This is a genomic window from Arthrobacter sp. CC3 (assembly GCF_039907775.1).
Taxonomy (GTDB): domain Bacteria; phylum Actinomycetota; class Actinomycetes; order Actinomycetales; family Micrococcaceae; genus Arthrobacter.
The window spans coordinates 107,192-126,250 of the sequence record NZ_JARCCY010000010.1 but is presented as its reverse complement, the minus strand read 5'-3'; the positions used below and the strand labels follow the sequence as shown (position 1 = coordinate 126,250).

General features: G+C 67.8%; 19 protein-coding genes and 3 tRNA genes. 16 read left to right on the top strand and 6 right to left on the bottom strand.

Features of this window, described 5'->3' with window-relative positions; genetic code table 11:
- The first annotated feature begins 134 nt into the window (after positions 1–134).
- The 4 genes from PV761_RS08505 to PV761_RS08490 all read left to right on the top strand — a co-directional run bounded on the left by PV761_RS08505 (position 135) and on the right by PV761_RS08490 (position 6,007).
- Positions 135–2,786, top strand: coding sequence for a PEP/pyruvate-binding domain-containing protein (locus tag PV761_RS08505; protein WP_347895912.1), 2,652 nt, complete (start codon positions 135–137; stop codon positions 2,784–2,786).
- 104 nt (positions 2,787–2,890) lie between these two features.
- Complete coding sequence (locus PV761_RS08500; RefSeq protein WP_347895881.1) at positions 2,891–4,102, top strand: hypothetical protein; 1,212 nt, start codon at positions 2,891–2,893, stop codon at positions 4,100–4,102.
- Entirely contained in the window at positions 4,099–5,157 is a 1,059-nt protein-coding gene (locus PV761_RS08495; protein WP_347895879.1) for an ATP-binding cassette domain-containing protein, read from the top strand. The genes PV761_RS08500 and PV761_RS08495 overlap by 4 nt, the downstream gene beginning before the upstream one ends.
- A complete protein-coding gene (locus tag PV761_RS08490; protein ID WP_347895877.1) occupies positions 5,147–6,007 on the top strand; it encodes an ABC transporter permease in 861 nt (286 codons plus the stop codon). Before PV761_RS08495 ends, PV761_RS08490 begins: the two co-directional genes overlap by 11 nt.
- Here PV761_RS08490 and PV761_RS08485 read toward each other — a convergent pair.
- From PV761_RS08485 to PV761_RS08465, 5 genes are all read right to left on the bottom strand, one after another.
- Positions 6,004–6,756 (bottom strand): hypothetical protein, encoded by a 753-nt coding sequence (locus PV761_RS08485; protein WP_347895875.1) that lies wholly within the window; start codon positions 6,754–6,756, stop codon positions 6,004–6,006. The two genes, PV761_RS08490 and PV761_RS08485, sit on opposite strands and share 4 nt — an antisense overlap.
- A gap of 272 nt (positions 6,757–7,028) precedes the next feature.
- Complete coding sequence (locus tag PV761_RS08480) at positions 7,029–7,955, bottom strand: cation diffusion facilitator family transporter (protein WP_347895873.1); 927 nt, start codon at positions 7,953–7,955, stop codon at positions 7,029–7,031.
- A gap of 14 nt (positions 7,956–7,969) precedes the next feature.
- Positions 7,970–8,398: a metallopeptidase family protein gene (locus PV761_RS08475; RefSeq protein WP_347895871.1), complete on the bottom strand. Its 429-nt coding sequence runs from the start codon at positions 8,396–8,398 to the stop codon at positions 7,970–7,972.
- A gap of 9 nt (positions 8,399–8,407) precedes the next feature.
- Entirely contained in the window at positions 8,408–9,421 is a 1,014-nt protein-coding gene (locus PV761_RS08470; protein WP_347895869.1) for a DMT family transporter, read from the bottom strand.
- A gap of 109 nt (positions 9,422–9,530) precedes the next feature.
- The gene (locus tag PV761_RS08465) at positions 9,531–10,430 is read right to left on the bottom strand and encodes an ArgP/LysG family DNA-binding transcriptional regulator (RefSeq protein WP_347895867.1); all 900 of its coding nucleotides are present in this window, start codon (positions 10,428–10,430) and stop codon (positions 9,531–9,533) included.
- A gap of 24 nt (positions 10,431–10,454) precedes the next feature.
- On the opposite strand from PV761_RS08465, the gene PV761_RS08460 reads away from it, so the two are divergent.
- Together PV761_RS08460 and PV761_RS08455 are read left to right on the top strand one after the other, a co-directional pair.
- The gene (locus PV761_RS08460; RefSeq protein ID WP_081819044.1) at positions 10,455–11,102 is read left to right on the top strand and encodes a LysE/ArgO family amino acid transporter; all 648 of its coding nucleotides are present in this window, start codon (positions 10,455–10,457) and stop codon (positions 11,100–11,102) included.
- Between the two features lie 114 nt (positions 11,103–11,216).
- Positions 11,217–11,762, top strand: a complete 546-nt coding sequence (locus PV761_RS08455) for an isoprenylcysteine carboxylmethyltransferase family protein (protein ID WP_347895865.1) — start codon at positions 11,217–11,219, stop codon at positions 11,760–11,762.
- 36 nt (positions 11,763–11,798) lie between these two features.
- Here the strand turns inward: PV761_RS08455 and PV761_RS08450 are convergent, their stop codons facing one another.
- Positions 11,799–12,824 carry a PHP domain-containing protein gene (locus tag PV761_RS08450; protein ID WP_347895863.1) on the bottom strand — a complete coding sequence of 342 codons (1,026 nt, stop codon included), beginning with the start codon at positions 12,822–12,824 and terminating at the stop codon, positions 11,799–11,801.
- A 184-nt stretch (positions 12,825–13,008) separates the two neighbouring features.
- Here PV761_RS08450 and PV761_RS08445 point away from each other — a divergent pair.
- The 10 genes from PV761_RS08445 (at position 13,009) to PV761_RS08400 (ending at position 19,046) form a co-directional block, all read left to right on the top strand.
- Positions 13,009–13,081, top strand: a tRNA-Glu gene (locus tag PV761_RS08445).
- Positions 13,082–13,173: 92 nt separating this feature from the next.
- Positions 13,174–13,247 (top strand) — tRNA-Asp (locus PV761_RS08440).
- 48 nt (positions 13,248–13,295) lie between these two features.
- A tRNA-Phe gene (locus PV761_RS08435) sits at positions 13,296–13,371 on the top strand.
- Between the two features lie 1,007 nt (positions 13,372–14,378).
- Complete coding sequence (locus PV761_RS08430; protein ID WP_347895861.1) at positions 14,379–15,974, top strand: glycoside hydrolase family 68 protein; 1,596 nt, start codon at positions 14,379–14,381, stop codon at positions 15,972–15,974.
- Between the two features lie 231 nt (positions 15,975–16,205).
- Complete coding sequence (locus tag PV761_RS08425; RefSeq protein WP_347895859.1) at positions 16,206–16,655, top strand: hypothetical protein; 450 nt, start codon at positions 16,206–16,208, stop codon at positions 16,653–16,655.
- 88 nt (positions 16,656–16,743) lie between these two features.
- Entirely contained in the window at positions 16,744–17,205 is a 462-nt protein-coding gene (locus tag PV761_RS08420; protein WP_347895857.1) for an Asp23/Gls24 family envelope stress response protein, read from the top strand.
- Positions 17,202–17,393: a hypothetical protein gene (locus PV761_RS08415; RefSeq protein WP_028272905.1), complete on the top strand. Its 192-nt coding sequence runs from the start codon at positions 17,202–17,204 to the stop codon at positions 17,391–17,393. Before PV761_RS08420 ends, PV761_RS08415 begins: the two co-directional genes overlap by 4 nt.
- Positions 17,390–17,773, top strand: coding sequence for a hypothetical protein (locus PV761_RS08410; RefSeq protein WP_028272906.1), 384 nt, complete (start codon positions 17,390–17,392; stop codon positions 17,771–17,773). Before PV761_RS08415 ends, PV761_RS08410 begins: the two co-directional genes overlap by 4 nt.
- Positions 17,774–17,874: 101 nt before the next feature.
- Positions 17,875–18,438, top strand: coding sequence for a hypothetical protein (locus tag PV761_RS08405; protein WP_231511435.1), 564 nt, complete (start codon positions 17,875–17,877; stop codon positions 18,436–18,438).
- On the top strand, positions 18,435–19,046 hold the full coding sequence (locus PV761_RS08400) for a hypothetical protein (protein ID WP_347895854.1): 612 nt from the start codon (positions 18,435–18,437) through the stop codon (positions 19,044–19,046). Before PV761_RS08405 ends, PV761_RS08400 begins: the two co-directional genes overlap by 4 nt.
- Positions 19,047–19,059 lie beyond the last annotated feature (13 nt).

The following is a 19,059-nucleotide window of genomic DNA, read 5'->3' as shown; positions in this document are numbered from 1 at the left end:
TTCCGACTCTCCAACGGCCGGGCGGACACGCCGGGCCGGGCGAACACACCAGGAGGCCAACGGTGACCCAGAGCAGCACTCAGGACGTTTCCGCGGACGGCCTCGTGCTGGGGCTGGAGCTCATCAATGCCGGAATGCTGGCCCGGGTGGGCGGCAAGGCGGCCAACCTGGGCGAAACCATGGGTGCCGGGCTCCCCGTGCCGCCCGGCTTCTGCCTGACCACGGAGGCGTACCGGCGGGCTGTGGGCCCCGCGGGACTTGAAGGCGTGCACGCCGCACTCGCCGCCACCGGGACCGACGACCTCGCGGGCCTGGCCACGCTGGCGGCCCGGGCACGCGGGCTCATCCTCGCCGTGGACGTTCCGCCGGAGATAGCCGACGCCGTCAGGGAGTCCTACGCTGCGCTGGGCACGGACGTTCCGGTGGCTGTGAGGTCCTCGGCGACGGCCGAGGACCTGCCGCTCGCGAGCTTCGCCGGGCAGCAGGACACGTATTTGAATGTGGTGGGCGCTGACTCCGTTCTGGACGCCGTCCGGAAGTGCTGGGCGTCGCTGTGGACGGACCGGGCAGTGACCTATCGGGCCACCCACGGGATCAGCCCGTCTACTGTGGCGTTGGCGGTGGTGGTCCAGAGCATGGTGGACGCCGAGGTGGCGGGTGTCCTGTTCACAGCGAACCCGGTGACGGGGCGGCGGTTTGAGGCCGTGATCGATGCCAGTCCCGGGCTGGGCGAAGCGGTGGTTTCGGGAGCCGTTAATCCGGATCACTTCGTGGTGGACACGGCCACCCAGGAGATCCTGGAACGGCGGGAGGGGGATAAGGGGCTCGCCATCAGGCCGCTCGCCGGAGGGGGTACCGAGCGGATCAACCTTGTCCCGGATTCCGTCCCTTCCCTCAGCGATGGCCAGATCCGGGAACTGGCCGCCCTGGGCAGCAGGGTGGAGCGGCACTACGGGGCGCCGCAGGACATCGAATGGGCCATCGACGCCGCGGACAAGCTCTTCCTGGTGCAGTCCCGGCCCATCACCACGCTGTATCCCCTGCCGGATCCGCGCCCCGACCTGCGGGTGCCCGAGGGGGCTCGCGTCTTCCTGTGCTTCAGCCTTGCCCAGGGGCTGACCCGCCCGCTGACCCCGATGGGGATGGCCGGCTTCCGGATGATCGCGTCCTCGGTGGCCCGTGCGGCCGGCTTCGACGTGCCCGAGCCGCGCAACGGCCCGGCCCCGTTCCGGCAGGCAGGGCAGCGCCTCTTCGTCGACCTCACCCCGGTGGTCCGCAGCAGCGTGGGCCGCGCCATTGTGCCCCGTGTTTTCGACATTATGGAAGCCAGATCCGCCACGGTACTCCGCCGGCTGTTCGCTGACCCGAGGTTCTCGGTCACGCTCAGGTCGCCGTGGCCGCTCCTCCGGCATGTAGTTCCGCTGGCTGCGAAGGCCAAGGTTCCGGAGTCGTTCCTCCGGGCGCTCCTTCGACCGGAAGCGGCGCTTCAGCGTGTGGATAGATTCGGCGCGCGGTTCCGGGGCGGCCTCGTGGTCCCGGACACGGCGACGCCGGCGGAACGGCTGGAGCAGGCCGAACGCATCCTGGGCGAGAGGCTCTTCCACATCGTTCCGGCGGTAATGCCGCTGCCCGCTCTGGGGTTCGCGCTGCTGGCGGTCGCTGGGAAGCTGGCGGGGCAGGGCTCCGAGTCCGGTGCCCTGCAGGGCGTCCTCCGGGGCCTCCCCAACAACGTGACCACGGAAATGGACCTTGCCCTCTGGCAGTTGGCCACGGACATCCGCTCCCACCCCGGGGCCGCCGCCGTTTTTGAGGGGGCCTCTCCGGCTGAACTGGCGCGGCGGTACCGCTCCGGCGGGCTTCCCGCCGTCCTGCAGTCCGGGCTGGCGGGCTTCCTGGCACGGTACGGCCATCGCGCCGTGGCGGAAATCGACCTCGGCATGCCCCGCTGGTCGGACGACCCCGCGCACATCCTGGGAGTCCTGGCGAACTACCTCAAACTCGACGATCCGGCACTGGCCCCGGACCGGCAGTTCGCCAACGCCGCCCGCGAGGCGGAGGCCCAGATCGAGAGGCTAACAGCGATCGCGGGGAGCAAAGGCGGTCCGGCCGGCAGGATGCGGGCCCGCATGGTGCGTGGTGCGCTGACGCGGACCCGTCTGTTCGCCGGACTGCGCGAACTGCCGAAATACCACATTGTCGAAGGCCTGGCTTCGGTGCGGAAACAGCTGACGGCGGTGGGGGAGGCGCTCGCCGCGGCAGGCAGCATCGCCGAGGCCGACGACATCTTTTTCCTCGACTTCGCCGAGGCGCACCGGGGCCTTGCAGGGGAGTCGCTGCGGGGAATCGTGGCGGAGCGCCGCGAGGCCTACGACGCCGAAATGGGCCGCCGTCGCATTCCCCGGGTGCTGCTTTCGGACGGAACGGAACCCGAAGCGCTGCACGGCACCGGCGCCGGCACGGCGGCCGGGGTCCTGTCCGGCACGCCGGCGTCGGCCGGAACCGTCACGGCCCGGGCGCGCGTCATCCTGGACCCGCAGGGCGCCGCGCTGGAACCCGGTGAGATCCTGGTGGCCCCGTCAACGGATCCGGGGTGGACGCCATTGTTCCTCACCGCCGGCGGGCTTGTGATGGAAATGGGCGGGCCCAATTCCCACGGCGCGGTCGTCGCCCGTGAGTACGGAATTCCCGCCGTCGTGGGCGTCCCGGACGCAACCTCCGCCATCAGCACCGGGCAGCTGATAACGCTCGACGGCGGGGCCGGCACGGTCGCGCCGGCAGCGGGCTGAGCCGCCCCGGCAAGCGCACGACGGCGACGTCCCAAAGGGGTGTAGCGGGCGGGTCCGAAGCGTACTCTGGAATCAATAAGCTGCAATGTTGGAGCGGAGTTGTCATGACCAGAAAGTGGCTGCGGTGGATGCCCGCCGCCGCCGTGCCCGCCGTAATTGCCGCCGCTGCGCTGGCAGGGTCTTTGCCGGCAAGCGCCGGGGACCCTTTGCCCGCCAAGACGCCGCAAGAGGTCCTGGCGCTGGTAGCGCATCACTCCGCTCCGTCGCTCTCCGGGACGTTGGAGCAGACGTCCCGGATCGGCCTGCCCGAGCTTCCGAAAACCGGGCCGTCGGCCGGCGGCGCAGCGTCCGTCCTTGAGCTGTTGAGTGGGCCGCATACCGCCAGGGTGTTCCTGGACGGACCGCGCAACGTGCGGGTCCAGGTCCTGGACCGCCTCGCTGAACGCAATGCCGTACGCAGCGGGGACGAGGTGTGGCTGTACAGCTCCAGGGACAACACCGCCACTCACCTGACACTCCCCGCCGATGCCGGCCGGCATCATGATGTTGGCCAGTACAAGCATCCCGGTGCGGGCACGGACGGTGTGATGCCGACGCCGGAGGACCTGGCCGCCCGGTTCCTTGCGGCCGCTGACCCCACCACTGAGATTTCAGTGCTTCCGGAGGTCAACGTTGCCGGCCGGGCCGCTTACAACCTGGTGGTCACCCCGCGGACGGAAGGCACCCTGATCGCTTCGGTAGCCATCGCCGTTGACGGCCAGAGCGGCCTGCCGCTGAGCGTCGAACTGAAGGCCCGGGGCCAGAGCGAACCGGCCTTCAAGCTGGCGTTCACCAGCCTGTCACTTGAAGCCCCGGACGCCTCACTGTTCGCCTTTAGCCCGCCGCCGGGGGCCACCGTCAAGGAAGTCGAAGTACCGGCCCACGGAACGGGAAGCCTGCCCGGACACCGCTGGCCCGGACACCGTACGGAAGAGGGCGTGGTTCCTGACGCTGCAGTTCCTGGCACCGTGTCGCCTGACGCTTCAGTTCCGGAAGCTATAACGCCGGATGCTGCGGCGACGGATGCTGCAGCAGTGCGGCCTACGGTGACGGGTACCGGCTGGGAGAGCGTGGTCGAATTCCCCGCCAGCGCCGCATCTGCGGAGGCCGGTGCGATGATGTCCAGCGATCCGCTGCTTCAGCAGGCCGCTGTGGCGGTGCCGGGCGGACGGCTGTTCAGCACCGCCGTCGTAAATGTGCTGTTTACCGATGACGGGCGCGTTTTCGCCGGGTCTGTTCCCGCGGACCGCCTGCTGACCGCTGCTGCCGCGAGGTGACAGTCGCAGGACGGAGCGCTGAGCTGGCCATAGAGACGCGCGGCCTCAGCAAACGGTTCGGCCATCAGCTGGCCGTGGACGGCGTTAATTTGGCCGTCCCGAGGGGTTCGGTGTTCGGTTTCCTGGGCCCGAACGGCTCCGGCAAAACCACCACCATCCGCATGATGCTGGGGCTCGCCGGGGCAACGGACGGGTCGGTCAGCGTGCTGGGGCTGGAGATGCCGGAGCGCTTCCACGACGTCCTGCCGCGTGTGGGCGCCCTGGTGGAGGGTCCCGCGTTCTACCCGTTCCTGTCCGGAGCCGCCAATCTTCGGCGCCTCGATGCGGCGGACCCCTACGCCGTACAGTCCACGCGGCGTGCCCGGGTGGAGTCCGCGCTGGAACGCGTGGGCCTGACGCACGCCGCCGGTAAGAAAGTCCGCGCGTATTCGCTCGGCATGAAGCAGCGCCTGGGCATCGCCAATGCGCTCCTCTCGCCCCGGGAGCTGCTGGTGCTCGACGAGCCCACCAACGGCCTGGATCCTCAGGGCACCCGCGAGGTGCGCTCCCTGGTCCGCTCCCTCGCGGCCGACGGCGCCACGGTTTTCGTCTCCAGCCACCTGCTGGCGGAGGTGGAGCAGATCTGCACGCATGCGGCGGTCATGAGCGCGGGCCGGCTGGTGGCGCAGGGAACGCTCGCTGAACTGCGGGACGAGGGCAAGGTCAGGATCCGCCTGGTAACGCCCGACGCCGGCCTGGCCGAGGGCGTTTTCGCCCGGCTGGGAATGACGCCCATGGGCGGCCGGAGCAACGGTGCGCTGGTTTACGGGGACAGCCGGCAGGCCGGGGATACCGGCACGGCCGGAGACACAGGGCAGTTGGGCGACAGAGGGCAGTTGGGAGACACAGGGCAGTTGGGCGACGCAGGGCAGTCGGGGGTTGCCGTGGAACCGGAGGCCGTGGTGGCCGCCATGGTGGCGGCCGGTGTACGGGTGCGCGGCTTCGCCGTGGAGCAGGGCAGCTTGGAGGACCGCTTTGTGGCGCTGACGGGGGAGGGGTTCGACATTGCCCAATAAGGAAGTTGTCGCGACGGATGCACCGGCCAAGGCTTCCTCCGGATTGCCTCTGCTGGCCTCCGAACTGAGCGTCCTTTTCCGCCGGCGCCGGACCTGGGCCATGCTGCTGGCGCTAGCGGCCGTGCCGGTGCTGATGGCCATTGCCGTCCGCGTGTCCTCGGCCGTTCCACCAGGCCGCGGACCTGCCTTCCTGGACAGGATCACCCAGAACGGGCTGTTTGTGGGGGTAACGGCGCTGCTCGTGTGTGTGCCGCTGTTTCTGCCGCTCACCGTGGGCGTGGTGGCCGGGGATACGATCGCGGGCGAGGCTGGCCTCGGCACCTTGCGCTACCTCCTGGTGGCGCCGGCCGGCCGCGTGCGGCTGCTGCTGGTCAAATACGCAGGCGCCGCCGCGTTCTGCATCGTGGCTCCGCTGGTGGTGGCGCTGGCTGGAGCAGGGATCGGGGCGGCCCTGTTTCCGGTAGGCCCGGTGACGCTGCTGTCCGGCGACGTGATCACCCCGGGGGAGGCAGTGGTGCGCCTGCTGCTCGTGGCGGCGTACCTGACCGTGTCGCTGCTGGGGTTGTCCGCCGTCGGACTCTTCCTGTCCACCCTGACCGATGTTCCGGTGGGCGCCATGGCAGCCACCATCGTGGCGTCCGTGGTGTCACAGGTTGTGGGTGAGCTGCCGCAGCTCGAGTGGCTGCACCCCTGGCTGTTCAGCCACTACTGGTTCGGTTTCGCGGATCTGCTGCGCCAGCCGATTGCCTGGGATTCCTTTGGCAGTAATGCGTTGCTGCAGGCAGGCTACATCGCGGTCTTCGGGGCGCTGGCCTACGGCCGGTTCGTCACGAAGGACGTTCTGTCCTAGTACCGTGCCACCGTGGTGTTCTTGAGGCTTGCCAGCTGGTCCACGAGCACGGCGCGCTGGGCCTTCGCCTCGGAGACCGCCTTCGCCTGCGCCGCGTTGGCGCGTTCGGCTTCAACCTTGCGGTCTTCGGCGGACCTGGCCGCGTCGTCGGCCACACGGTTGGCGTCCTCCGCCGCGGCAGTCAGCGACTGGGAGGCCGAGGCGGCGTTGTCGGCCGCCTCAAATGCCCGGCTCCGGCTGGCGGAAATGGCTTCGAGGGTGGCGGCCTGCTTCAGCACCTCGCCGTTCCCACTAACAAAAGTGCTCAGCGCGGGATTGAGTCCACCGTTGCGGTAGAGGTCCCCGGCCAGCTGTCCCACCTGCTTACGGGTCTTCGCCTGTTCGGCCTGGGCAGATACGGCCTTCGCCGAGGCAAGTGCGGCGGCATCCCGGCGGATCCCGAGCGTGACCAGGGCATCACCGTAGGCATTGTTGGCCTGCATGGCCGCGGCAAAACTGGCCTCCTGGGCTGCGGCGGCGTCGGCAAGGATCCGGTCGATTCTGGTGACCTGGTCCGCCGTCGCGCTTTCACTGGCTTTGGCAGCCGCGATCTCCTCGGGCGAGGGAATCTCCGGCGACGCCGGAACGCTGAGCGCCGGCTGGGCGGTGGCCGGTGGCGGCGCCGCCCCGGCGGGCAGGGCGAGGGATCCGAGGAGTACGACGGCGGTGCACAGCACAGCCGCTTTGCGGCCGGATCCGGTCAAACCCATCAAGTAACCTCGCAACAGTCAGGCTGGAGCGCGCGAGGAATTCAATGTCATCCGTGATTTTCACAGGGAAATGCCCCGCTGCAGAGTGCCAGCACTCCCGAGGCTACGTGGCCGGTTGCAACTTTGGCAACACTGGTCACATCAATAACATAAACAACAACAGTGTGATTCCGTCGCATTGTGGGGCGGCGTGTCGGGGAAGGGGCGAAACGAGTAGTCGCCACTCCATTTCTGCGGTCCCGTGCGGGCGCTACAGAAAAGCTCAAACCACCTCAGGCGTGCTGGTGGGACTCGTGCTCGGAGTGGCTCTCCGGCTCCAGCTGGAATGTGCAGTGCTCGGTGTCGAAGTGCGAGCCCAGGCAGGTGGCGAGCTTGTCCAGCACCTGGTCGGCCCCGCGGGCGCTCAGTACGGCGTCCTCCACCACCACGTGGGCGGAGAAGACCGGGACACCTGAGGTGATGGTCCAGATGTGGATGTCGTGCACGGACACAACTCCCTGCACGGACAGGATGTGCTCACGGATCATCTGGACTTCAACGCCCTTCGGGGTCGCTTCCAGCAGCACATCCACCACGTCGCGGAGCAGGTGCCACGCCCGGGGCAGGATCATCAGGGCAATGACGATCGAGGCAATGGTGTCCGCCGCCTGGAAGCCCGTCACCTTGATCACCACGGCAGCGGCAATGACGGCGAACGAACCCAGCAGGTCCCCCAGCACCTCGAGGTAGGCGCCGCGCACATTGAGGCTCTCCTTCTGGGCGCCGCGCAGGATCAGCAGCGACACCAGGTTGGCCACGGCCCCGAGGACAGCGGCCCAGAGCATCACGTCGGTCTGGACTTCGGGGGCCGAACCGATCCGCCGGATGGCTTCGGTGAAGATCACCACGGAGATCACAATCAGCACCAGCGCGTTGGCCAGGGCCGCGAGGACTTCGGCGCGCTGGTACCCGTAGGTCCGCTGGTCGCTGGCGGGCCGGGTGGCGATCCACGCGGCCAGGAGGGCGATGAACACACCGGCGGCATCGGACAGCATGTGGCCGGCATCGGCCAGCAGGGCCAGGGATCCGGAGATTACGGCGCCGACGACCTGGATCAGGACCACGGCCAGGGTAATGCTGAGGACGGCGATCAGGCGCTTGCGGTGCTTGGCAGTGCCAGTGGCTGAGAGGCCGTGCGAGTGGCTGTGGTCGTGTCCCATGCCTACAAGGCTAGCTAGTCCCAGCCGAGTTCGTGCAGCCGTTCATCGCTGATGCCGAAGTGGTGGGCAACCTCATGTGTCACGGTAATGGCCACCTCCTGGATCACCTCTTCCCGGGACGCGCAGATTTCCAGGATGGGCTGGCGGTAGATGGTGATGCGGTCCGGTAGCGACCCCGCACCCCACCACGCATCACGCTCGGTCAGCGGCACGCCTTCGTAAAGACCCAGCAACACTGTGTCCGGGTCCTCGCCCGGCTGCGGGACGTAGTCGTCCTCGATGAAGACGGCCACGTTGTCCATGGCCTTGGCCACTTCCGGCGGGATGCGCTCCAGCGCGTCGCTGACGGCCGATTCGAAGTCCTCATCGGTCATGGGAAACGGTGCATCGTTGTCCGCCCCGTCCGGGACGATCGGCAGGCCGGGCGGCAGGTTGGCGGGCATACCAAGACTCTAGCGGGACCTGCGCCGGGTCAGCGCCACTCCCACCAGGCAGATCACGCCGCCCACCAGGCCCCACACGGTGGGCACTTCGCCGAGCACCAGCCACGAGATGAGAATGGTGGTGCCGGGCACCAGATAGGTGGTGGCTGCCAGTTTCCCGGCGTCGATGAGGGACAGCGCATACGCCCACGTGGTGAACGCAATCGCCGTCGGGAAGATCCCCAGATAAACCAGTCCGAGGGTGGCCGGCAGCGGGGCCTGCTGCAGTTCGGCCACCAGCTGGCCGGTGAACGGCAGGCAGCAGACGGCACCCACCATGATGCCGAACCAGGTGGCCTGGGCCGCCGGGAACTTCCGCAGCACCGGCTTCTGGACAATCACGCTGACGGCGGCGAGCACAGCGGCAAGGAGGCAGAGCAGCACGCCGGCCACATCCGCCGTCGAACGCTGGCCCGAACTGAGCGCGATCACCGCGACGCCGGCGAACGCTATCAGGCTGCCGATGATCAGCCAGCGCGGAAAGCCTTCCTTGAGGAGAATGCCGGCCATCACGGCCACCAGGATGGGGTTGACGTTGATCAGCAGGGCCGCGGTGCCGGCGTCCAGCAGGTGCTCGGCGGCGTTGAGGGCCACGTTGTAACCGCCGAACCACATCACGCCGTACGCGAGGATGGGCCACCATTCCCGCCCCTTCGGCAGCATCCGCAGCTTCGGCAGCACCACCGCACCGAGGACGACGGCGGCAATCGCCAGCCGTCCCAGGGTCAGGGAACCGGGGGAGAAGCTTGGGCCCACGGCGCGGATGCCCACGAAGGCGGAGGCCCAGAGGACCACCGTGATAACGACGGCGGCGACGCCCAGTTTGTTGACTGGCGCCTGCTTCGGCGAGGGGCCGGCGGCGGGGGGATTGCCTGGCGTCTGGGGTTGCGTCTGGGGTTGCGGGGCGGATGCGGGGGCAGCGTGCGGGGACCCTTCGTGGGGGCCTGCGGACGGAGTGGAGCCGGTTGCGGCGGTTGCAGCCATGCTGCCAATCTAGCCCCCGCCGCGGCGGCGGGGCTGGCGGAAATCGGTCACGTCTAGTCGAGATCCTGCCAAAATTGCCCTGTTACCGGCAGGGTGCTTTCGCCGGGCTTCACCTCAGGACGCGCGCCGCGTCCTGGATGGCAGACGCGACGCCGTCCAGCACAGCCGATCCGTACCGCCACTGCTGCCAGTGGAGCGGGACGTCCACAAAGGACTTTGCGGCCAGGGTCTGCAGTGTTCGCCGGTCCAGGTCGTCGCCGATTTCAATTTCGGGAAGGAGGCCCCACCCCATGCCCAGCCGGATGGCCTCGCCGAACTCGTGTGCTGCGGGCACGTAGTGGCGCCGCGGCTCAAGGGGTTTCCGGCTGAAGCGCCGCAGGTAGCGGTCCTGCAGGTCGTCCTTGCGGTCGAAGATGATGACCGGCGCCTTCGCCAGTGCCTCCGCCGCCGCCGCGCCGTCGAACGCGGCCCCGCCGTCGAACCACTGCTCGGCAAAGGCCGGCGTGCAGACGGGCAGGTAGCGCATGACGCCGAGCCGGCGGGATGTGCACCCCGGGGCGGCTTTGGCGGTGGCCGTGATGGCCGCTGCCGCCGCGCCGCTGCGAAGGAGCTCCAGCGAATATTCCTGGTCCTCGCGCAGGATTTCCAGCTGGACCGTCCCGGCCACCGCAGCCAGCCCGGCCATCGCCCACGTGTGCAGCGAGTCGCTGTTGATCACAAGGGTGAGGCGGGTGTCCGGATTGGTGGCTCCCGGCTGCAGTTCATCGGCGAGATCCGCCGAGAGCATCTCCAGCTGCCGGGCGAACCGCACCACGGCCTGGCCTGACTCGGTGAGTTCGATCGGCCTGGTCCTTCTCAGCACAGGACGGCCGACGGCCACCTCGAGGGCGCGGATGCGCTGGCTGACGGCGGAGGAGGTAACCGACAGATGGCTTGCGGCGGCATCAAAGCTGCCTTTCGCGACGATGGCCGCCAGCGTCCGGGCCTGGTCCGGCTGGATGTCTATCATTAGCTCATCTTATCTATCAGCAGAATGTTTAACTGGTTTCATGCTGGGGTTCCTCCTACCGTTGTAAGGGTGATCCTCCCCGTTCTCTCAGGCCTGGCCAGCGGCCTCTCGCTCATCGTCGCCATCGGCGCCCAAAATGCGTTCGTCCTCCGCCAGGGCCTCCAGCGCTCGCATGTCGCCCTGGTCATCGCCGTCTGCGCCCTCTCGGACCTGGTGCTGATCGTGCTGGGAGTAGCGGGCATCGGCGTCGTGATCGAACAGGCTCCGGCGGTACTGGAGGTGGTGCGCTGGGCCGGTGCTGCCTTCCTGGCGGCCTATGGCGCCTTCGCCGCCTGGCGCGCCGTCCGCGGGCAGGCACTCGGACAGCTCGGGACGGGGCAGTCCGCCGGCTGGGCCGCGGTCCTGGGAACCGGCCTGGCTTTCACCTGGCTGAACCCGCATGTGTATCTGGACACCGTGCTGCTCCTCGGGTCAATCGCCAGCACGCACGGACCGGACGGCCGATGGTGGTTTGCGGCCGGCGCGGGGCTGGCCAGCGTCGCCTGGTTCACCGCTCTGGGCGTTGGCGCGCGGTTCCTTGCTCCGGTGTTCCGCCGCCGGAGCGCCTGGCGCGTTCTCGATGCCGTCATCGCCGTCGTCATGGTGACCATGGCCATCCTGCTGGTCGCCTGAATTCGGTCCGTTCCCCTGCCTCGGAAGGTCGTTCCCCTGCCCCCGGGCCGCCGGAAGGGCGGGAGGGCCGGTCGGCCCTTGTCCGCTGAACACCGCGGGTTCACGCTTGCTGGTATGAAAGCATCCGCCGCCTCGGCCCGTGACAGAAGGCGCGCCGCGATCGGCACAGCGGCCTTCGCCGTCGCCCCTGCGACTGTGGCCGGCGTGGTTCCATGGCTCCTGACCCGCTGGGAGGTTGCGGCGCCCGTCCCCGGCGGTGTGCCTGCGCAGGTCGGCGGCGCCCTGTTGATTGGTGCAGGGGCGGCGGTGATCGCGAACTCCTTTGTGCACTTCGCCGTGGAGGGCCTCGGCACACCCGCACCGTTTGCCCCGCCCAAGCACCTGGTGGTGGGTGGACTTTACCGGTACGTGCGGAATCCGATGTACGTGGCCATTGCCGCTGCCGTTGCCGGGCAGGGACTCCTGCTGGGCCAGCCAGTGCTCTACGCAGCCCTGGCCGTCGGTGCCATTCCGGTGGTGGCGTTCGTCAGGTTGTACGAGGAGCCGGTCCTGGCCCGGAAATTCGGTGCCGACTACGAGGAGTACCGCCGGAACGTTCCGCGCTGGCTGCCCCGGCCCACACCGTGGCGGCCGGAGTGTCCGGAGTCGGCCCGGGGCTGAGGAGTTTCCGCCAGGGCCCCGGACCTCGGCGGCGTGCTACTTTCCCCGGCCGGTCCACTCCAGCAGCCGGTCCAGCGGCCAGGTGGTGACGATCCGTTCGGCGGGCACGCCGTTCGAAGCGGCACGCTCGGCACCGTACTGCAGGAAATCCAACTGGCCCGGCGCGTGCGCATCACTGTCGATGCTGAAGAGGCAGCCGGCATCGAGGGCCAGCCGGATCAGTTCGTCCGGCGGATCCTGCCGCTCGGGCCGGGAATTGATTTCGACGGCGACACCCCGCTCGGCGCACGCTGCGAACACCCGCTCGGCGTCGAACTCGGACTGGGGCCGTGTTCCCCGGGCCCCCTGGAGCAGCCGGCCGGTGCAGTGGCCGAGGACATTTATCTGCGGATCGCTGATGGCGCCCAGCATTCTGGCGGTCATGGTGCGCCTGTCGGAACGAAGTTTCGAGTGGACGCTCGCTACCACGACGTCCAGCCGGTCCAGCATGTCCGGGGACTGGTCCAGGGTCCCGTCCTCCAGGATGTCCACCTCTATGCCGGCGAGCAGGCGGAAGTTGCCGCCGCCGTCGTCGTTGTTTATGTCCGCCACAATGTCGAGCTGTTCGGTGAGGCGTTCGGCGCTGAGGCCGTTGGCGATCTTGAGGCTGGGGGAGTGGTCCGTCAGGGCGAGGTACTCCCGGCCAAGGGTGCGCGCGGCGTCCGCCATCAGTTCGATCGGGGACCCGCCGTCGGACCAGTCGCTGTGGCTGTGCAGGTCCCCGCGGAGTGCCGAGTGCAGTTCGGTGCCACCGGCCGCGAGTGGCTGCTGCCCCCGTTCGCGAAGGCCTTCCAGATAGTCGGGGACGCCGCCGTCGACTGCCTGCCGGATCACTTCGAAAGTCCTGTCCCCGATGCCCTTCATGCTTTTCAGCCTGCCGGTGCGGGCACGGGCCGCAACTTCGGCCGGATCCAGGCCGCCGATGATGCCGGCTGCTTTCCGGAAGGCCTGGACCTTGAACGTGGGGGCCAGTTCGCGTTCCAGCCAGAAGGCGATCTCATTGAGGGCATCAACGGCATCCATCAGTCCATCTTGCACCCGCCCGGCACCGAATTCTGCCTCGACTTTCCAACCGCGGGGTGCCGATTTTGGATATTCCCAAGGTCTGCCCTACACTTTTATAGTCCAGTTCGGAGCAACTCGAAAGGGCGGAAAAGAAAGGCTTCGGCCCTTTATTTTTGCCCTGAATGAGCCGGATTGAGTTCAGGCCCCCATCGTCTAGCGGCCTAGGACACCGCCCTTTCACGGCGGCGGCACGGGTTCGAATCCCGTTGGGGGTACGCAAGGAAGTGGTCAAACCGGATGAAAAAGTCTGGTAGGCTGGAAGCCTTGAAAAAAGCAGTAGAGATACTGTGAAGCAAGAAACAAGCAAGGCCCTGTAGCGCAGTTGGTTAGCGCGCCGCCCTGTCACGGCGGAGGTCGCGGGTTCAAGTCCCGTCAGGGTCGCTCTGATTGCCAGAAGAAATTCCGGCCATCAAGGTGACATGTCACCTAGGCTCTGTAGCTCAGTTGGTAGAGCGTTCGACTGAAAATCGAAAGGTCACCGGATCGACGCCGGTCGGAGCCACCACTGGGAAGCATCAGTTCTTCGGAACTGGTGCTTTTCTTCTTTAACGCCCGTGGAGTATCCGGTGCTTGTCCGTAGATCCTGACCCTGAAGGTTTGGATCCGCGGACAAGCTTAGGAATGCCGGGCCAGGCCGGCGCGTTGAGCCAGCCCGCCCGCGCGCGCCCGCCCGCCGCGCCCGCCCGCCGCGCCAGCCCGCCCGTTCGCCCCTGGGTGCGCCCGTGCGGTTCGACGCGCAAATGTCCCTGCGACGCGCAAAACGTCCTGCGACCCCCATATATCGGGTGCGCCAGGCAATTTGCGCGTCGCCAGGCGATTTGCGCGTCGTGAGGATCAGGCCGCCCGCAGCCCCCGGTGATGTGACGTGGGAAGCTGCAGGACGGCCTCTTCAAGCCCGCCACCGGCGTCCTGGCGAGCGTCCCGCTCCTGCTGAGCCACGGCGTCAGGTACCGGCTGGAGTCTGGGGCGTCGGGGGAGCGGCTGACAATAAAGCTCGACGGCGCCGAAATCCTCGCCGTCGATGACGCTTCCCTGACCTTCGGAAAGGTGGGACTGAACGTGTTCGACGGCCGGGCAGCGTATCAGGATGTGCTGGTGACAGGCTCCGGTTGAACCCGGTCCGACCGCCGCGCGCAGGTGAATTGCGGGTGGCCAGCGGGTGACTTTTCACACTAAATCTGATTTATGGCGCAACATTTGACTCGAAAAAATGGATGTGGCACGCGCGCGCAGTGGGCAATGTAAGCGCTTGCACAAATGGAGCGAAACTCGGTTTTTAGCCGCTCGAAACACGGTTTGATAAGCCTGCTGATGCGTGCCAGCGTAGAGACCGGCGCAGGAAAGGGTTCCTTTCCGAAGCGCCTTCCGGGGCCCTACCCAAGCCCCGTCCCCCTCGACACAAAGGCGTCCTCGATGACGCCTGCCGTGTCGTCGGGAACGCCGGAGTTTCGGGGAATGAGGGCAGACGCCCGTCTTCCACGAATGGTCTCAACTCCGCGAGAAGAGCAATAAATGCACAAGCACCCCAAAACACGCCGGATGCTGCGGTGGCGCCCTGCCGCCGCAGCACTGGCAACGGCCGTGGCGGCTTCCGCCTTCCTTGCGGTTCCCTCGGCCCAGGCCAACGAACCCTCGGACCCGCCCGCCACCCAGCAGATGCCGGCGCCCACGCCCGGTTTCCCGCTGCCCACCGATCACAGCCAGAAGGCTTACGACCCGGCGGCGCAGTTCACCTCAAAGTGGACCCGCGCCGATGCCAAGCAGATCATGGCGCAGAGCGACTCCACCGTCACGCCCGGCCAGAACTCCATGAGCCCGGATGTCACTATGCCGGAAATCCCCGAGGATTTCCCCGCCATGAACGACGACGTCTGGGTCTGGGACACCTGGTCCCTCACCGACGAAAATGCGAACCAGATCAGCTACAAGGGCTATGACGTCATCTTCTCCCTCGTGGCTGACCGGAACGCCGGCTACGGCTTCGACCAGCGCCACTGGAACGCCCGGATCGGCTACTTCTTCCGCAAGACCAACGCCGACCCGGCCAAGGACAAGTGGAACTACGGCGGACACCTGTTCCTGGACAACACCTCCATCGGCAACACCGAATGGTCCGGTTCCACCCGCCTGATGCAGGGCAACCAGGTCAACGTGTTCTACACGGCCACCACGTTCTACGACGTTGCCGAGCGCAACGCGGGCGGCGGCGGCATCGCCCCGGACGCTGCCATCGCCAAGGCACTCGGCAACATCCACGCCGACAAGAACGGCGTCACCTTCGACGGGTTCAAGCACACCAAGCTGCTGGAACCGGACGGCAAGATGTACCAGAACAAGGCACAGAACCCGGGCTTCGCCTTCCGCGACCCGTACACGTTCGCCGACCCCGCCCACCCGGGCAAGACCTTCATGGTTTTCGAAGGCAACACCGGCGGCAAACGGGGCGAATACGAGTGCCAGCCCGAGGACCTGGGCTACAAGGCCGGCGACCCGAACGCCGAGAGCCTCAATGAGGTCAACAGCAGCGGCGCCTACTACCAGACCGCCAACGTGGGGCTGGCCGTGGCAGACAACAAGGACCTGACCAAATGGTCCTTCCTGCCGCCGGTCCTCTCGGCCAACTGCGTCAACGACCAGACCGAGCGTCCGCAGATCTTCATCCAGAATGAAGGCGGCAAGAACAAGTACTACCTGTTCACCATCAGCCACCAGTTCACCTATGCGGCCGGCATGCGCGGCCCCGACGGCGTCTACGGCTTCGTCGGTGACGGCATCCGCTCCGACTACCAGCCGATGAACAACAGCGGACTGGCCCTGGGCTCGCCCACAGACCTGAACCTTCCGTCCGAGTCCCCGGAGGCACCCACTCCGAGCCAGAACGGCCGTCAGTTCCAGGCCTACTCGCACTACGTGCAGCCGGGTGGCCTGGTGCAGTCCTTCATTGACAACGTGAACGGCGTTCGCGGCGGCTCGCTCTCGCCCACCGTGAAGATCAACTTCCGTGACGGCGTGTCCCAGGTAGACCGTACCTTCGGCAAGAACGGCCTCGGTCCGTTCGGTTACCTGCCCACGAACGTCAAGGTTGGCGGCGAGGGGCTCTACAAGTAACCCGCACGGGGGACCCAACATTAGCAGTAGCAGCAGGGGCGTCCGGAACTCATCCGGGCGCCCCTGCTGCTTTTGCGCCCTCATAGCCCATATATAGGTACTGACCTTCCGCCCGCCGCTTGGGATCCCGGAGGCCACCCGGGCTAGGCTCGCACGCCGGGGACAGAACGCCATCGCCGCCTAAAGCCGGAAACGGAACGGGCGGCACAATCTCGATCAGAAAAGTGACTCTTGAACAACCTCTCAAGCCCTCTGACCGCAGCCGCCCTCCTCGCCGCACTGGCGCCCACCGCATGCTCCGCGCCCGAAGCCGGCAGCGCGCCATCGTCGTCCGCTGCCGCGACCGCCGCGGCAACGGCGGCCCCGACCCCCACCAAAAGCTCCGGGCCGTACGGGGACTTTGCCTCAGCGGCGGAGGCGTGCACCACCATCTCCCAGCAGGCCACCGGCGCCTCGCTGTTCCCGCTTTCGGCCGCGCAGGGCAAGACCGCGGAACTGGAACAGCTCAAAGCGGAACTCAGCGACACTGCCGAACGCGTTCCGGACGAGCTCAAGGCCGATTTCGCCCACCTCAATGAGGTGGCCGTGGCCGGGCTGAGTGACCAGACGGTGTACTCCAGCGGAAAGTTCGAAGCCGCCATGGCCCCTGTTACCGGCTGGCTCGCCGCCAACTGCAAATAGCGGATTCCGGCCTGGCGATTTTCACCGGCGTCCGGCCGCTTGTCGCGGCCAAGGGATAGGGTGGTGTTCAAGAGAAGGGGAGTGCCTGATGGAATACCAGAACCCACATCCCGCGCCGGGGGCCCACGCTGATCCAGCCGTTGCCCTGACGGCCGGCACCGGACGTACCGTCATTTCCGAAACGGCCGTTGCCAAGGTCGCAGGCATCGCCGCCCGGGCCGTTCCGGGGGTTTATTCGCTCGGCACCGGTCCGTCCCGCGCCCTGGGGGCCATCCGGGACGCCGTCGGCAGCTCGGACCACGCCGCCGGCGTCCACGCAGAGGTCGGCGAGACGCAGGTGGCAGTGGACATCAACCTCGTGGCCGTTTACGGGACGCCGCTGCACTCGCTGGCAAACCAGGTCCGCGCGGCCGTGTATGCCGCCGTCGAAGAGTTCGTGGGCCTGCAGGTCATCGAGGTAAACGTGGAGATCAATGACGTCTACGTGGCGGGGCCGGCAAAGCCCGGACTGCCCGTGGAAGCCCGGACCGAAAGGGAGGCCATCCAGTGAACCTGACCGTGGTGGGAATTGCAGTGGGCGCCTTCGTGGCCTTTATGTCTTTCCAGTTCGGCGTCTGGGGTTTCCTGGTCTCGCTGCTTTTCATGGGGATAGGAGCCCTCTTTGGCCGTGCCGCGGAAGGGAAACTTGACCTGCGCAGCGTGTTCGACGCCATCACCGGCCGGCGCTCGTCCTCATGAGCAGCGCGGCCGGAACCGTGACCGGCGGGTCCGTGATGGCCGGTCACAACCGCATCAGCACCCAGGCGCTCACCAGCCTTGCCCGGGCAGCCGCCGCTGAGGCGCTGGGCGTCCCGGCACACGACGTCCGGGCGGACTGGTCCGACGACGACGGCCTGCTGGCCCTCTCGCTGGTCCTCCCGATCAGGATTCCGCCGCTCACCACGGTGCTGCGCGACCCCGGCCGCGTCGCCGGCTTCGGCGGATCCATCCGGGACCGCGCAGTCGCAGCCAGATCCGTGGTCCTGCACCGCGTTGCGGAGCTTAGCGGGGCGCAGCTGAGCCGGGTGGACATCCGCATCAGCGGCGCCGCCATCAGCGAAGGGGGACGGGTCCAGTGAACAATGGCACCGACGTCCGCTCAAAAGGCAGCCACGCAGCAGGGAACGGCGAATCCGGCGCAGTCTCCGCCAGCAGTACCCCGGATCCCCGGGGCGCCGGCATGCGCCGGATCCTGGACCGCGAAACACGCTCATCCCGTGCAGGGGTGGCCGGAATCGCTGCTGTCCTGGTGATCATCCTGTGCGGCTACGGCCTCCTCGAAGCCGGAGTCCGTGCGATCGGGCAGCCGCCGTGGCTCATCGATCCGCAGACCGCCGCGGAACGCATCATCGCGCTCCCGCAGGGCATACCCCCGCTGCTGCTCGGCGCCATCGGTGCCGTGACAGCCATGGCGGGTCTGTTCTTCTTCCTCAACGCAGTGCTGCCCGGCCGCCGCGCCCGGCACCTGCTTCCGGACCGCCGCGCCGGAGTGGTGGCCGACGATGAAGTGATCGCCTCCGCCCTGGCCCGCCGCGCCCGGCTGGCAGCAAACGTCACGCAGGAACAGGTGATGGTGGTGGTGTCCCAGCGTCAGGTGGTAGTCAACGTGCGGCCCACCTCCGGGGTGCCGGTCAGCGAAAACGCCGTCCTGGCAGCCGTGCTCGACGAGCTGCGGGACATGGCTCCGGAACCGATGCCCGAAGTGCGCGTCAATGTGGCTACGTCAGGAGTGATCGGGGCATGAACAACACCCCCAGGACGCTGAACAGGATCCTGATCGGAATCCTCGGACTGAAACTGCTCGCCGTCGGACTCTTGCTGGTTGTGCTGGCCGCCGTCCCCGCGGCGGCATCATGGTGGCAGCAGTGGTCCGCCGGCGTGTGGAACGGAATGAGCCAGCTCTTGCAGCGCACCAGCATTCCCGGCCGCCAGGAGAGCTGGCTCTGGGCGGTCCCTGCGCTGCTGCTCGCAGTGGTCATTGCCTTGATGGTCGCCTGGGTGGCCCAGCAGGGCAAAGGCCGCTCCAGCCTTATCCTTGCCGAGGACGACGCCGAGGGCCTCCCCGGCAATGTGCGGATCGGCGGCGGCGTTGCCGAGCAGGCGCTGCGGGCCGCGTTGGCCGAACGGCAGGACCTGGCCGGAGCAACCGTGGCCACCTACGAGGTCCGGGGCGAGCCCGCGCTGAAGATCCGGCTGCAGCCCAGGCAGGGCGTGGCCCCGCACCTCCTCGCCGCCGATGTGTCGGCCCTCGTGGAGGCGCTCGACGCCGTCGTCGGCAAGCGCGTCCCGGTGCTGATCCACATCGGCACCGGCGCCCGCTCCCGGTTCAGCCGCGCGGAACGCGTCCGCTAGCCCCGCGAGCTAG